The sequence below is a fragment of the Pseudomonas sp. NPDC089741 genome (assembly GCF_044748825.1).
Lineage (GTDB): Bacteria > Pseudomonadota > Gammaproteobacteria > Pseudomonadales > Pseudomonadaceae > Aquipseudomonas > Aquipseudomonas helmanticensis.
The window spans coordinates 48,008-62,640 of sequence record NZ_JBIVGT010000033.1; the positions used below are offsets into that span (position 1 = coordinate 48,008).

15 protein-coding genes are annotated in these 14,633 nt (G+C 60.1%); 1 reads left to right on the forward strand and 14 read right to left on the reverse strand.

The genetic code is table 11. The features are described from left to right. Positions 1-18: 18 nt before the first annotated feature. From ACIPZE_RS23885 to flhA, 7 genes are all read right to left on the reverse strand, one after another. Positions 19-2,286 (reverse strand): chemotaxis protein CheA, encoded by a 2,268-nt coding sequence (locus ACIPZE_RS23885; RefSeq protein WP_283437237.1) that lies wholly within the window; start codon positions 2,284-2,286, stop codon positions 19-21. 54 nt (positions 2,287-2,340) lie between these two features. Further along, entirely contained in the window at positions 2,341-3,129 is a 789-nt protein-coding gene (locus ACIPZE_RS23890; RefSeq protein ID WP_034151516.1) for a protein phosphatase CheZ, read from the reverse strand. Between the two features lie 18 nt (positions 3,130-3,147). Beyond that, entirely contained in the window at positions 3,148-3,519 is a 372-nt protein-coding gene (locus tag ACIPZE_RS23895; protein ID WP_161986607.1) for a chemotaxis response regulator CheY, read from the reverse strand. A gap of 166 nt (positions 3,520-3,685) precedes the next feature. Continuing rightward, positions 3,686-4,426: an RNA polymerase sigma factor FliA gene (gene fliA, locus ACIPZE_RS23900; RefSeq protein ID WP_007920004.1), complete on the reverse strand. Its 741-nt coding sequence runs from the start codon at positions 4,424-4,426 to the stop codon at positions 3,686-3,688. Then, positions 4,423-5,253 (reverse strand): flagellar synthesis regulator FleN, encoded by an 831-nt coding sequence (gene fleN, locus ACIPZE_RS23905; RefSeq protein ID WP_003222917.1) that lies wholly within the window; start codon positions 5,251-5,253, stop codon positions 4,423-4,425. Before fleN ends, fliA begins: the two co-directional genes overlap by 4 nt. Positions 5,254-5,369: 116 nt before the next feature. Further along, positions 5,370-6,710, reverse strand: coding sequence for a flagellar biosynthesis protein FlhF (flhF, locus tag ACIPZE_RS23910; RefSeq protein ID WP_129390952.1), 1,341 nt, complete (start codon positions 6,708-6,710; stop codon positions 5,370-5,372). An 11-nt stretch (positions 6,711-6,721) separates the two neighbouring features. Further along, the gene (gene flhA / locus ACIPZE_RS23915) at positions 6,722-8,851 is read right to left on the reverse strand and encodes a flagellar biosynthesis protein FlhA (protein ID WP_129390949.1); all 2,130 of its coding nucleotides are present in this window, start codon (positions 8,849-8,851) and stop codon (positions 6,722-6,724) included. A gap of 634 nt (positions 8,852-9,485) precedes the next feature. On the opposite strand from flhA, the gene ACIPZE_RS23920 reads away from it, so the two are divergent. Then, positions 9,486-9,842 (forward strand): DUF6124 family protein, encoded by a 357-nt coding sequence (locus ACIPZE_RS23920; RefSeq protein WP_400775692.1) that lies wholly within the window; start codon positions 9,486-9,488, stop codon positions 9,840-9,842. Positions 9,843-10,014: 172 nt separating this feature from the next. On the opposite strand, the gene flhB is transcribed toward ACIPZE_RS23920, so the two are convergent. From flhB to fliM, 7 genes are all read right to left on the reverse strand, one after another. After that, the gene (gene flhB, locus ACIPZE_RS23925) at positions 10,015-11,154 is read right to left on the reverse strand and encodes a flagellar biosynthesis protein FlhB (protein ID WP_129390943.1); all 1,140 of its coding nucleotides are present in this window, start codon (positions 11,152-11,154) and stop codon (positions 10,015-10,017) included. A 3-nt stretch (positions 11,155-11,157) separates the two neighbouring features. Then, positions 11,158-11,943 carry a flagellar biosynthetic protein FliR gene (gene fliR / locus ACIPZE_RS23930; protein ID WP_129390940.1) on the reverse strand — a complete coding sequence of 262 codons (786 nt, stop codon included), beginning with the start codon at positions 11,941-11,943 and terminating at the stop codon, positions 11,158-11,160. A gap of 3 nt (positions 11,944-11,946) precedes the next feature. Then, a complete protein-coding gene (gene fliQ / locus ACIPZE_RS23935; RefSeq protein WP_007920026.1) occupies positions 11,947-12,216 on the reverse strand; it encodes a flagellar biosynthesis protein FliQ in 270 nt (89 codons plus the stop codon). Then, positions 12,213-12,971, reverse strand: a complete 759-nt coding sequence (fliP, locus tag ACIPZE_RS23940; protein WP_283437238.1) for a flagellar type III secretion system pore protein FliP — start codon at positions 12,969-12,971, stop codon at positions 12,213-12,215. Before fliP ends, fliQ begins: the two co-directional genes overlap by 4 nt. Further along, positions 12,971-13,429 carry a flagellar biosynthetic protein FliO gene (fliO, locus tag ACIPZE_RS23945; protein ID WP_283437239.1) on the reverse strand — a complete coding sequence of 153 codons (459 nt, stop codon included), beginning with the start codon at positions 13,427-13,429 and terminating at the stop codon, positions 12,971-12,973. Before fliO ends, fliP begins: the two co-directional genes overlap by 1 nt. Further along, positions 13,430-13,879 (reverse strand): flagellar motor switch protein FliN, encoded by a 450-nt coding sequence (gene fliN / locus ACIPZE_RS23950; RefSeq protein WP_008077656.1) that lies wholly within the window; start codon positions 13,877-13,879, stop codon positions 13,430-13,432. Positions 13,880-13,934: 55 nt separating this feature from the next. Next, on the reverse strand, positions 13,935-14,633 hold a 699-nt coding region (gene fliM, locus ACIPZE_RS23955), incomplete at its 5' end, for a flagellar motor switch protein FliM (RefSeq protein ID WP_400775696.1).

The window sequence follows — 14,633 nt, forward strand, 5'->3', positions numbered from 1 at the left end:
CGCCCCGCCGCCCCGGATTCAAATACGCCGTGCGGCGTAACGCTTGAGCATGCTTGGAACATCGAGAATCAGTGCAATGCGGCCGTCACCAGTGATGGTGGCGCCGGACATGCCCGGAGTTCCCTGGAGCATTTTGCCCAATGGCTTGATGACCACTTCTTCCTGGCCGACCAGTTGATCGACAACGAAGCCGATCCGCTGAGTGCCCACCGAAAGGATCACCACGTGGCCTTCACGCTGCTCTTCGTGAGCGGCGGAACGAACCAGCCAGCGCTTGAGGTAGAACAATGGCAGCGCCTTGTCCCGCACGATCACCACTTCCTGACCATCGACGACGTTGGTGGTCGACAGGTCGAGGTGGAAGATCTCGTTGACGTTGACCAACGGGAACGCAAACGCCTGGTTGCCGAGCATCACCATCAGGGTCGGCATGATCGCGAGCGTCAGCGGCACCTTGATGACGATCTTCGAGCCTTGGCCCTTGGTCGAGTAGATGTTGATCGAACCGTTGAGCTGGGAAATCTTGGTCTTCACCACGTCCATGCCGACGCCGCGGCCGGACACATCGGAGATCTCGGTCTTGGTCGAGAAACCCGGGGCGAAAATCAGGTTGTAGCACTCGGTATCGCTGAGGCGATCGGCCGCGTCCTTGTCCATCACCCCGCGTTTTACCGCGATGGCGCGCAGGACGTTCGGGTCCATGCCTTTGCCGTCATCGGAAATCGACAGCAGGATATGGTCGCCCTCTTGCTCGGCAGCCAACACGACACGACCGCCACGGGCCTTGCCCGATGCTTCGCGTTCTTCCGGCGACTCGATGCCGTGGTCGACCGCGTTGCGCACCAAGTGGACCAGCGGATCGGCGAGTGCCTCGACAAGGTTTTTGTCGAGGTCGGTTTCTTCACCGACCAGCTCCAGGTTGATCTCTTTCTTGAGCTGACGAGCCAAGTCGCGAACCAGACGCGGGAAGCGCCCGAAGACTTTCTTGATCGGCTGCATCCGCGTCTTCATCACCGCGGTCTGCAAGTCAGCCGTGACCACGTCGAGGTTCGACACGGCCTTTTGCATGGCTTCATCGCCGCTGTTCAGGCCCAGGCGCACCAGACGGTTACGCACCAGCACCAGCTCACCGACCATGTTCATGATTTCGTCGAGACGTGCGGTGTCGACGCGCACGGTGGTCTCGGCTTCGCTCGCCGGTTTTTCCGGTGGCGGTGTCGCCGGAGCGCGGGCCGGAGCCGGTGCAGCAGCAGCGGCCGGTTTCGGCGCTTCGGCTTTAGGCTCAGGCTTGGCCACAGGTTTGGGCGCTGCAACAGCGGCCGGTGCCTTGGCGGCAGGCGTGGCGACAGTAGAAGCGCTGCCCGCAGAAGCGGCGCCGACTTCGCTGAACTTGCCTTTGCCGTGCAATTCATCCAGCAGCGATTCGAACTCGTGATCGCTGATCAGATCGCTGCCGGCAGCCGCAGCCACCGGTGCGGCAGGCGCAGGTGCCGAGGCAATGGCCGATTCCAGCGCATCGACGGCGAAGTTGCCTTTGCCGTGCAACTGGTCGAGCAATGCTTCGAATTCGTCGTCAGTGATGTCGGAGTTGTCGCCCTTGGCAGGCGCCGCAGGCGTTGCCGCCGCAGGAGCCACGGCATCAACCGCGAACTGGCCTTTGCCGTGCAGTTGATCGAGCAACGACTCGAACTCGGCATCGGTGATTTCATCGCTGGCTGCTTCATTGGCAGTTTGCGCAGGGGCAGCAGCGGCCGGGGCTTCGGCTTCGGCCTTGACGGCGTTCAGCGAATCCAGCAGCTGTTCAAATTCGTTATCGGTGATGTCGCCCGAATCGCCTTCGCCAACCAGCTCTTCGATCATTTCAGCCACCGGCGATGCCGGGGCTGCGTCCGCCGATTGCGGTTCGGCCAGGCGCGCGAGGGCGGCCAGCAGTTCCGGGGTTGCAGCGGTGATCGGTGCACGCTCACGAACCTCAGTGAACATGCTGTTCACCGCGTCCAGTGCTTCGAGGACAACGTCCATCAGTTCTGCATCAACGCGACGTTCACCCTTGCGCAGGATGTCGAACACGTTTTCGGCGATGTGACAGCACTCCACCAGCTCATTGAGCTGAAGGAAGCCGGCGCCCCCTTTTACAGTGTGGAAACCGCGAAAAATTGCGTTGAGCAGATCTGCGTCATCCGGGCGGCTTTCCAGCTCGACCAGTTGTTCGGACAGTTGCTCAAGAATCTCGCCGGCCTCAACCAGGAAATCCTGAAGGATCTCTTCATCGGCGCCGAAGCTCATTAATGGGGTGCTCCTACAGGTCTAAAAACCCAAAAAACCTAAAATTCCACAACTCTAGAATCCAAGGCTGGATAACAAATCGTCCACATCGTCCTGACCGGACACAACGTCTTCTCGTTTATCGGCATGAATCTGCGGACCTTCACCCTGCGAGAGATGTTTTTGTGGATCTTTTTCTGCAAGCATCGCGGCGCGGTCATGTTCGATGCCCGCAAAGCGGTCGACCTGACTGGCCATGAGCACGAGTTTGAGCAAATTGCTTTCGACTTCGGTGACCAGTTGGGTCACACGCTTGATCACCTGACCGGTCAGATCCTGGTAATCCTGAGCCAGCAGGATGTCGTTGAGATTGCTCGACACCGCACGGTTGTCCGTGCTGCTGCGTGACAGAAAACCGTCGACCCGGCGCGCCAGTTCGCGGAACTCTTCAGCCCCGACCTCGCGACGCATGAAGCGGCCCCAATCGGCGCTCAAGGTCTGGGCTTCATCGGCCAGACCATTGACCACCGGCGTGGCGCTTTCCACCAGATCCATGGTGCGGTTGGCCGCGGCTTCCGTCAGCTTGACCACATAGCCAAGGCGTTCGGTGGCGTCGGTGATTTGCGACACTTCCTCGGCCTGCGGCATGTTCGGGTCGATCTGGAAGTTGACGATCGCACTGTGCAGTTCACGTGTGAGCTTGCCGACTTCCTGATACAGGCCACGGTCACGGGTCTGATTGAGCTCATGGATCAGTTGCACAGCGTCGCCGAACCTGCCTTTTTCAAGGCTCTCGACCAGTTCGACCGCGTGTTTTTTCAGGGTCGACTCGAAATCGCCCTGTGAAGATTCGTTATGCTCCATAGCTCCCCCGCGCGTTCATCAGCCGATGCGTTCGAAAATCTTCTCGATTTTGTCTTTCAACGCCTGAGCCGTGAAAGGTTTGACTACGTAGCCGTTCACACCGGCCTGAGCGGCCTCGATGATCTGCTCGCGCTTGGCTTCGGCAGTCACCATCAATACCGGCAGGTGCTTGAGTTTTTCATCGGCGCGCACGTGGCGCAGCAGGTCGATACCGGTCATGCCCGGCATGTTCCAGTCTGTTACCAGAAAGTCGATGCTTCCGCTGTTGAGCACTGGAATGGCAGTCACGCCATCGTCAGCCTCGACGGTGTTGGTGAACCCAAGATCACGCAGCAGGTTCTTGATGATCCGCCGCATCGTTGAGAAGTCATCAACGATGAGGATTTTCATGTCTTTGTTCAATTCGACCTCCAAGCAGTCTTAAACGCGCCCAGCACCTGGACGCGCCACTTCAATCAATCGGCGCAGCACTCGAAGACTGTCTGGAGCACAACAGAGCAAGACCGGTGCCGTTCATCACCGCACCAGCCTCGTTCGCAGTGTCCCCACACTGCCTTCAGCGCGCTCGCCACTCCCCCAAACGCCCCCGCAAACGGGCCGCGCACTGGCTGTGTAACTGGCTGACCCGCGATTCACTGACGCCAAGGACTTCACCGATTTCCTTGAGGTTCAGCTCTTCGTCGTAGTACAGCGCCAACACCAGTCGCTCACGCTCCGGCAAATTGGCAATCGCGTCCGCCAGCGCTGCCTGGAAGCGTTCATCTTCCAGATCGCGCGACGGCTCGAGATGAGCACTCGCGCCATCCTCGTGCAGCCCTTCGTGTTCGCCGTCCTGCAACAGGTCGTCGAAACTGAACAGGCGGCTGCCCAAGGTGTCATTCAAAATCCCGTAGTAATCGTCGAGACTCAATTGGAGTTCGGCTGCAACCTCGTGATCTTTAGCGTCACGGCCGGTTTTAGCTTCAATTGAGCGAATTGCGTCACTGACCATACGGGTATTGCGGTGAACCGAGCGTGGCGCCCAGTCCCCTTTGCGCACTTCGTCGAGCATCGCGCCGCGGATTCGAATGCCCGCGTACGTTTCGAAACTGGCGCCTTTGCTGGCGTCATATTTGGTCGAGACTTCGAGCAGGCCGATCATCCCGGCCTGAATCAGGTCTTCGACCTGCACACTCGCCGGCAACCGTGCCAGCAAGTGGTAAGCAATGCGTTTGACCAGCGGCGCGTAACGCTCGATCAGCTCGTACTGAGCGTCGCGTGCCGACTTCTTGTAGTAGTTCATACCGCTAGCGGTCATAACACGGGCCCTGCCGTTTGCTGCACGAGGCGCTCGACGAAAAATTCAAGATGGCCACGCGGGTTGGCCGGCAACGGCCAGGTATCGACTTTCTGCGCGATCGCCTTGAACGCCAGTGCGCACTTGGAACGCGGGAAGGCTTCATAGACGGCGCGCTGCTTCTGCACGGCCTTGCGCACACTCTCGTCGTACGGCACGGCGCCGACGTATTGTAGAGCGACGTCAAGGAAGCGATCCGTGACCTTGGTCAACTTGGCGAACAGGTTGCGCCCTTCCTGAGGGCTCTGCGCCATGTTGGCCAACACGCGGAAGCGGTTCATGCCGTAATCGCGGTTAAGCAATTTGATCAGCGCGTAGGCGTCGGTAATCGACGTCGGCTCATCGCAGACCACCAGCAACACTTCCTGCGCTGCGCGCACGAAACTGACTACCGAGTCACCAATACCCGCAGCGGTGTCGATCACCAGTACGTCGAGATTGTCGCCGATGTCGCTGAACGCCTGAATCAGGCCGGCGTGTTGCGCCGGGCTCAGGTGCACCATGCTCTGCGTGCCGGAGGCGGCAGGCACGATGCGGATCCCGCCCGGGCCTTGCAACAGCACGTCGCGCAATTCGCAGCGGCCTTCGATGACGTCGGCCAGCGTGCGTTTGGGGGTCAACCCCAGCAGAACGTCGACGTTCGCCAGCCCCAGATCGGCGTCCAGCAACATGACCCGACGGCCAAGCTCTGCCAGCGCCAGGGACAAGTTCACTGACACGTTAGTCTTCCCGACGCCACCTTTGCCGCCGGTCACCGCGATCACCTGTACGGGATGCATGCTGCCCATGTTATTTCTTTACCTTGTCTTGCATAGACGGAGGCCACATTACTGGCTGCGCGTTCACAACCGGAACAATGCATGGCAGACCATCGATGTAGGTACAAAAATTATTCATGAATACCTCAGCCTACCTGCTTGGTCGGGCTGTGATAGATATCAGCGAACATGTCAGCCATGGCTTCTTCGCTGGGTTCTTCCTGCATTTGCACGCTGACGGCGCGGCTGACCAGTTGATGACGGCGCGGCAGATGCAGATCATCCGGAATCCGTGGGCCATCGGTCAGGTACGCGACCGGCAATTCATGACTGATCGCCAGGCTTAACACTTCGCCAAGGCTGGCCGTTTCATCCAGTTTAGTCAGGATGCACCCGGCTAGCCCGCAACGCTTGTAACTGTGATAAGCGGCGGTTAGAACCTGTTTCTGGCTGGTGGTTGCCAAGACCAGATAATTTTTTGAGCGAATGCCACGACCGGCGAGGCTTTCGAGCTGCATGCGCAGGGCCGGATCGCTGGCTTGCAGGCCCGCAGTATCGATCAACACCACGCGTTTGCGCAGCAATGGATCCAGTGCCTGAACCAGCGATTGGCCCGGATCGACGTGAGTCACCGGCACATTGAGAATGCGGCCCAGCGTCTTCAGTTGTTCCTGCGCACCGATGCGGAAGCTGTCCATGCTCACCAGCGCGACATTCTGCGCGCCGTACTTGAGCACATAACGCGCGGCGAGCTTGGCCAGCGTGGTGGTCTTGCCCATGCCGGCAGGGCCGACCATGGCAATCACACCGCCCTCTTCCAGCGGCTCGACTTCCGGTACGGCAATCATCCGCGCCAGATGCGCGAGCAACATGCGCCAGGCCTGACGCGGCTCTTCGATATCGGTAATCATCGACAGCAAGTCGCGCGACAACGGACCGGACAAACCGATGCGTTGCAGACGACGATACAGATTGGCTTGCGCCGGACGGCTGCCTTGCAGCTGATTCCAGGCCAGGGTGCCGAGCTGCACTTCCATCAGCTCGCGCAGGCTGTTCAATTCAAAACGCATCGAATCCAGTGCACGCGGATCAACGCCGCCGGAGGACTGCGCAGGTGCCGGGGCCGGACGCGCCGGCGCGGCGTAGGTCGGTTCGGTCAGCGGTTCGGCAGCGGTCAGCGGCAGGCCGGCCGTCAATGGCAGCCCGGCGAACAACTGGCGATTGGTGTTGCCGTCGGCTTCGCCACGCATGCTCAACTCGGCCTGGGCGGTGACGATGCGCGACTGGGTCTTGCGCAGCTCGTCTTCGAGTTCCATGTTCGGAACCCGCGGCGCCAGCGCCGACAATTTGTAATCCAGTGCCGCCGTCAACTCGACACCGCCGGCAATGCGACGGTTGCCAATGATGGCGGCATCAGCGCCCAGCTCATCACGAACCAGCTTCATGGCCTGACGCATATCGGCGGCAAAGAAACGCTTAACTTGCATATACCACTACCTCAGCCGTTGGGCCCTACTGTCGCAACGATGGTCACTTGCTTGTTGTCCGGTATTTCCTGGTAGGCCAGCACGTGCAGTCCAGGGACTGCGAGGCGGCCAAAGCGCGAGAGCATCGCGCGCACCGGGCCTGCTACCAACAGGATCACCGGCTGACCTTGCATTTCCTGACGCTGCGCCGCTTCGATGAGCGAACGCTGCAGCTTCTCGGCCATGCTTGGCTCCAGCAGAACGCCCTCTTCCGAGCCTTGTCCTGCCTTCTGCAGACTATTGAGCAATATTTGTTCCAACCTTGGTTCCAAGGTGATCACAGGCAGCTCGGACTCAGTGCCTACAATGCTTTGGACGATGGCGCGGGATACGCCGACGCGCACAGCGGCCACCAACGCGGCGGTATCTTGACTCTTGCTGGCGTTGTTGGCGATTGCTTCAGCAATGCTGCGAATATCGCGCACCGGCACATGTTCGGCGAGCAGCGCTTGCAGCACTTTGAGCAGTTGCGACAGCGAAACCACCCCCGGCACCAGTTCTTCAGCCAGTTTCGGCGAGCTTTTGGCCAGCAATTGCATGAGTTGCTGCACTTCCTCGTGGCCAATCAGCTCACTGGAGTGCTTGTACAGAATCTGGTTCAAGTGCGTGGCGACCACGGTGCTGGCGTCAACCACGGTGTATCCGAGGGATTGTGCCTGCGCACGCTGGCTGATTTCGATCCACACCGCCTCCAGGCCGAAAGCCGGATCTTTGGCGTTGATCCCGTTGAGCGTGCCGTAGACCTGGCCCGGATTGATCGCCAGCTCGCGATCCGGGTAGATCTCGGCTTCGGCGAGGATCACGCCCATCAGGGTCAGGCGATAGGCGCTTGGCGCCAAGTCGAGGTTGTCGCGGATGTGCACGGTCGGCATCAGGAAGCCCAGATCCTGCGAGAGCTTCTTGCGCACGCCCTTGATCCGCGCCAGCAATTGTCCGCCCTGGTTGCGATCAACCAGCGGAATCAGGCGATAACCGACTTCCAGGCCGATCATGTCGATCGGCGTCACATCGTCCCAGCCCAGCTCTTTGGTTTCCATGGCGCGGGCCGGCGACGGCAGCAGCTCTTGCTGGCGCTTGACCTCTTCCAGTGCCACGACCTTGGCCACGTTCTGCTTTTTCCAGAACAGGTACGCGCCACCACCAGCCAGCGCGGCCATGCTCAGGAACGAGAAGTGCGGCATGCCCGGCACCAGGCCCATGACCGCCATCAAACCAGCGGCCACGGCCAGCGCTTTCGGCGAGGCGAACATCTGGCGGTTGATCTGTTTGCCCATGTCTTCCGAACCGGAAGCGCGGGTCACCATGATCGCTGCAGCTGTGGATAACAACAGTGATGGCAATTGCGCCACTAAACCGTCACCGATGGTCAGCAAGGCGTAAACCCGACCGGCATCGCCGAAGCTCATGTTGTGCTGGAAGATACCGACGGCCATGCCGCCGATGAGGTTGATGAACAGAATCAGCAGGCCGGCGATGGCGTCACCACGGACGAACTTGCTGGCACCGTCCATCGAACCGTAGAACTCGGCCTCCTGGGCGACTTCCTGACGGCGCATCTTCGCTTGATTCTGGTCGATCAGACCGGCGTTGAGGTCGGCGTCGATCGCCATTTGTTTGCCGGGCATCGCATCGAGGGTGAAGCGCGCGCTCACCTCGGAAATCCGCCCGGCACCTTTGGTCACCACGACGAAGTTGATGATCATCAGGATCGCAAACACCACGATACCGACCACGTAGTTACCGCCGATCACCACCTCACCGAAGGCCTGAATCACCTTACCGGCGGCGGCGTGGCCGTCCTGACCGTGGAGCATCACCACCCGCGTCGAGGCCACGTTCAACGCCAGCCGCAGCAGGGTCGCAACCAGCAGGATCGTCGGGAATACGGCGAAATCCAGCGGCCGCAGTGCGTATACGCAGACCAGCAGCACGACGATCGACAGGGCAATGTTGAAGGTGAAGAACACGTCGAGCAGGAACGGCGGCACCGGCAACATCATCATCGCCAGCATCACCAGCAACAGCAACGGCACGCCCAGATTGCCCCGACTTAAATCGGCAACGTTTGTGCGTGCTGTGTTGAATAACTGAGAGCGATCCACCGGTTTTCCCCGTTCCTTTAAAGCAAACTTTTGACGCCCAGAGCGAGCTCACGGCGGCTACTGCAAGAAGCTTTCCAACTTTTGCCGGGGAACGAAATAGCGAGGGAATAAACACGCCCCCTGTAGGAGTGAGCCTGCTCGCGATAGCGGTTTGTCTGGTTCGAATTCATCGACTGAAAAAACCCCATCGCGAGCAGGCTCACTCCTACAGGGGATTGCATTCCAAATGTCAGATTTAAATGCAATCCAAATGTGGGAGCGAGCCTGCTCGCGAAGAGGCCCTCATGTTCGGCGCAAATTTCTTCATTTAAACGAAGCTGTTTAAAAGACACCTACAGACACGGTCTCAAGGCTACAAATCCTTGCGCCTTTGCCTACAGCCAAGCCAGAATCCGCCGGCTTGTGCGCCTTGGGGACGGGTTCTATTGTGGGTCGGTCGCTGATTGTTCAGTGATCGGGTTTAGCAGCCCGGGTTTTTCTCTAGACGCACAAGTCCGTTGTCGTTATGGCGGCTTTGCGTGGGGCACTTCGGTGCGCCGGGTTCTAGAGTCCTGGTCTGCTAACCCGCGTACAGCCGCCACCCTCTTCGTTAGCAGCGAACGTTGGCAGCTTCACCACTCTAGAGGCTCTACCGATGATCAAACCAACACCAAACCCACCCGAAACCGACCCCGCCTCACCTTACGAATCCATCGATTCAAAAAAACTCCACGACGCCGCCGAACGCGCCCTCGATCACTACCTCTGCCCCGGCAACACTCGGCCTGCGCGCAAACCCAGCACGATGTACGCCGTCGTCGCGGACATCAAAAGCGAAGAGCTGCTGGCCAACGCCTTCGAAACCCTCGCCTCAGCCAGAACCATCGCCCATGACTTCGCCAACCTCATACCCGCATCGCAGCGCCGAACACTGCTGGGGATCGCGCAATTGATCATGCTCGGGGAGTTGGCCGTTAACCGGGCGCTGGATAACTTGGAATTGCCGAATTAGTTCGGCCACAAATCGTTCCCACGCTCGGCGTGGGAATGCCTCAACGGACGCTCCGCGTTCGGCTCTGGGAAAGGGACGCGGAGCGTCCCGCGCTGCATTCCCACGCAGAGCGTGGGAACGATCAAAGAGTTGACAGGTGCTGGCAACCATCCGACACGGCGTCGAATGACCGTCAGGAATCGCGGCGCAAATCCGGCGGAATCGGCAGATCGTCCTTGAGCGGATCCGGGCGTTTGCCCTTGCCCGCGCGGTATTGGCGGATCTGGTAGACGTAGGCCAGTACCTGGGCTACCGCCAGATACAGGCCGCCAGGAATTTCCTGATCCAGTTCCGTGGAGTAGTAGATCGACCGGGCCAGCCCCGGCGACTCAAGGAGCATGACGTTGTTGGCCACGGCGATTTCGCGGATTTTCAACGCGAGGAAGTCGCTACCCTTGGCCAGCAATACCGGTGCGCCGCCCTTCTCGGTGTCGTACTTGAGCGCGACGGCGTAGTGCGTCGGGTTGGTGATGACCACGTCGGCGCTGGGAATCGCTGCCATCATTCGCCGCTGGGACATTTCGCGCTGGGTCTGCCGGATGCGCTGTTTGACCTCCGGGCGGCCCTCCTGATCCTTGTGCTCGTCGCGCACTTCCTGCTTGGTCATCAGCAGTTTCTTGTGGGCTTCCCAAAGCTGCACCGGCACGTCGACAGCGGCAATGATGATCAAGCCGCAGGCCAGCCACAACGTACTCCAGCCCACCAGCAATATGCTGTGAATGATCGCTGACTCAAGCGGTTCGTGGGCGATACGCATTATGTCGTCGACGTCCGATAACAACACCACCAACGCCACACCCAAAGTGATCAGAAACTTGGCCAGTGCCTTGAGCAGCTCGATCACAGCCTTGAACGAAAACATCCGCTTCAGGCCCGCCGCCGGGTTCATCCGGCTGAACTTGGGCGCCATGGAACCGGCCGCGAACAGCCAGCCACCGAGGGAGATCGGCCCGATCAGCGCAGCCAGCAACAGGGTGATCATGATCGGCTGGATCGCCACCAGCGCCATCTGGCCCGACTTCAACAGAAACGCGCCCATCGCGCCCTGATCCATGATCACCTCACGCGACAGCGTGAAGTTCAGGCGCATCAGCTCCATCAGGTCTTCGGCCAGCATGCCGCCAAACACCAGCAGCGCGCCGGCCCCGGCCATCATCACGGCGAGGGTGTTGAGTTCTTTGGATCGGGCGATCTCACCCTTCTCACGGGAGTCCTTTTTACGTTTATCCGTGGGGTCTTCTGTTTTGTCCTGACCGCTTTCGCTCTCAGCCATGACTCAGCGCGCCCGTGCCAGTTCGCGTAACAACTGCAAGGCCTCGGTGGCCAGCGGTTGATACTGATTGAGAATGTCCGCCAGACCGACCCAGACGATGAACAGCCCGAGCACCAGGGTCAGCGGGAAACCGATGGAGAAAATGTTCAGTTGCGGCGCGGCGCGAGTCATCACGCCGAACGCGATGTTGACCACCAGCAAGGCCGTGATCGCCGGCAATACCAGCAGCAACGCCGCCCCGAGGACCCAACCGAGCTTGCCAGCCAACTCCCAGTACTGCGCCGTCATCAGCCCGCCACCCACCGGCAGCGTGGTGAAGCTTTCGGTGAGCACTTCGAAGACCACCAGATGGCCATTCATCGAAAGAAATAACAGGGTCACGAGCATGGTGAAGAACTGCCCGATCACTGCCACCGAGACGCCGTTGGCCGGGTCGACCATCGAGGCGAAACCCATGCCCATCTGAATCGCGACAATCTGCCCGGCCACGGCAAAGGCCTGGAAAAACAGTTGCAAGGAAAAACCCAGCACGGCGCCCACCAGAATCTGCTCGGCGATCAGCATCAAGCCACTGAGATCGAGCGGGCTGACCGCCGGCATCGGCGGCAGGCTCGGCGCAATCGCTACGGTGATTGCCACGGCGAAATACAGGCGCACCCGGCGCGACACCAGCGTGGTGCCGAACACCGGCATGACCATCAGCATCGAGGCGACGCGAAACAGCGGCAACATGAATGACGCCACCCAGGTACTGATCTGGGTGTCGGTCAGCTGAAGCAGCGATTGCATGGCTTAGCCGATGACCATCGGGATATTTTTGTACAACTGGATGATGTATTCCATGAAGGTCTGCACGATCCACGGACCGGCGACGATCAGGGTCACCAGCATCACCAGCAGACGCGGGAGGAAGCTCAACGTCTGTTCGTTGATCTGCGTGGCGGCCTGAAACATCGCCACCAGCAGGCCGACCAACAGGCTCGGCACCACCAGGATCGCGACCATCAACGTGGTCAGCCACAGCGCTTCACGAAAGATATCGACCGCGACTTCCGGCGTCATGGCGTGACACCTCCGAAACTGCTGGCGAGGGTGCCGATGATCAGCGCCCAGCCATCCACCAGCACAAACAGCATGATCTTGAACGGCAGCGAAATGATCAGCGGCGAGAGCATCATCATACCCATCGCCATCAGCACACTGGCCACGACGAGGTCGATGATCAGGAACGGAATGAAGATCATGAAGCCGATCTGGAACGCGGTTTTAAGCTCGGAGGTGACGAATGCCGGCACCAGAATGGTCAGCGGCGCCTGATCCGGGGTGGCGATGTCGGTGCGCTTGGACAGGCGCATGAACAGCTCGAGATCGCTGGTGCGGGTCTGCGCGAGCATGAAGTCCTTGATCGGTACCTGGGCCTTTTCCACCGCTTGCTGAGCGGTGAGTTTTTCCGCCAGGTACGGTTGCAGCGCATCGTTGTTCACCCGGTCAAACACCGGCGCCATGATGAACATGGTCAGGAACAGCGCCATGCCGGTGAGGATCTGGTTCGACGGCGTCTGTTGCAGGCCGAGGGCCTGACGCAGGATCGAGAAGACGATGATGATCCGGGTGAAACTGGTCATCAGGATGACCGCCGCCGGAATAAAGCTCAGCGCGGTCATGATCAGCAGGATCTGCAGACTGACCGAATACTCCTGCGCGCCATTGGCGTTGGTGCCCAGCGTGATCGCCGGGATCGACAACGGATCGGCGGCGAACGCCAGTGGCGCGGCCAGCAACAAGGCCAGCGTCAAGACGATGCGTAACGCACCCATTACTTCGTATCCTTCTGATCCTTGCCGAGTATCTTCAGCAACTGCTGGGCAAAATCCGGCGTGGCTTTTTCACTGGTGCTTGGCACCGGCACCGGCTCTTTGAGCACGTGCAGCGCGGTGATGGTGCCGGGGCTCAAGCCGAGCAGAATCTGCTCGTTGCCGACCTGGACCAGCATCAAGCGATCCCGTGGGCCGAGCGCGCGCGAACCGATCAACTCGATCACCTGGCCCTTGCCCGCCGGGCCTGCCTGCTGCACGCGGCGCAACAGCCAGGCGAGGAAGAAGATCACGCCCAGCACCAGCAGCAGACCGAACACCAGTTGCGTCAGCTGACCGGCCACGCCACTGTTGACCATCGGCGCGGTGGCCGCAGGCACGCTTGCAGCGATGCTCGCCGCCGGCTCGGCAGCCAGCACGGTCAATGGCAGCGCCAGCAGCGCCCAGAGAAACCTTTTCACTCAGCGCAGCTTCTTGATGCGTTCGCTTGGGCTGATCACGTCAGTCAGACGGATGCCGAACTTCTCGTTGACCACCACCACTTCGCCGTGCGCAATCAGCGTGCCGTTGACCAGCACGTCGAGCGGCTCGCCAGCGAGACGATCGAGCTCGATCACCGAACCCTGGTTGAGTTGCAGCAGGTTGCGAATATTGATGTCAGTGCTGCCGACTTCCATCGAGATCGACACCGGGATGTCGAGGATCACGTCCAGGTTCGGACCGTCCAGCGTCACCGGATCGTTGTTCTTCGGCACGCTGCCGAACTCTTCCATCGGCAGACGCGAGCCGCTGGAGGCGTCGGCCGCCAGCAATGCGTCGATGTCAGCTTGACCATCACCGGTCTCTTCCAGGGCAGCAGCCCATTCATCGGCCAGTGCCTGATCGTCCTGGGCGTTCATATCGTCGTTCATCATGTGTCCTCGGCGGGCAACAATTCAGTTAATGCAAAAGGGGGGGGGCGCCGCTTCAGCGGCGCTCGATCGGCTCGATCACTTGCAACGCGAGGTTGCCTTTGTGCGAGCCCATCTTGACCTTGAAGGCCGGCACGCCGTTGGCGCGCATGATCATTTCTTCCGGCATCTCGACCGGGATCACATCGCCCGGCTGCATGTGCAGAATGTCGCGCAGCTTCAACTGGCGGCGAGCCACGGTGGCGCCGATCGGCACGTCGACATCGAGCACGTCCTGGCGCAGGGCGTTGACCCAGCGCTCGTCCTGATCGTCGAGGTCGGACTGGAAACCGGCGTCGAGCATTTCGCGCACCGGCTCGATCATCGAGTACGGCATGGTCACGTGCAGATCGCCGCCACCGCCATCGAGTTCGATGTGGAACGTGGAGACCACGATCGCTTCGCTTGGGCCGACGATGTTGGCCATGGCCGGGTTCACTTCCGAGTTGATGTACTCGAAATTGACTTCCATGATCGCCTGCCAGGCTTCTTTCAAGTCGACGAAGGCCTGCTCCAGCACCATGCGCACCACACGCAGTTCGGTCGGGGTGAATTCACGCCCTTCGATCTTGGCGTGACGGCCATCGCCTCCGAAGAAGTTGTCCACCAGCTTGAACACCAGTTTGGCGTCAAGAATGAACAGCGCGGTGCCGCGCAACGGTTTGATCTTGACCAGGTTGAGGCTGGTCGGTACGTACAGCGAGTGCACGTATTC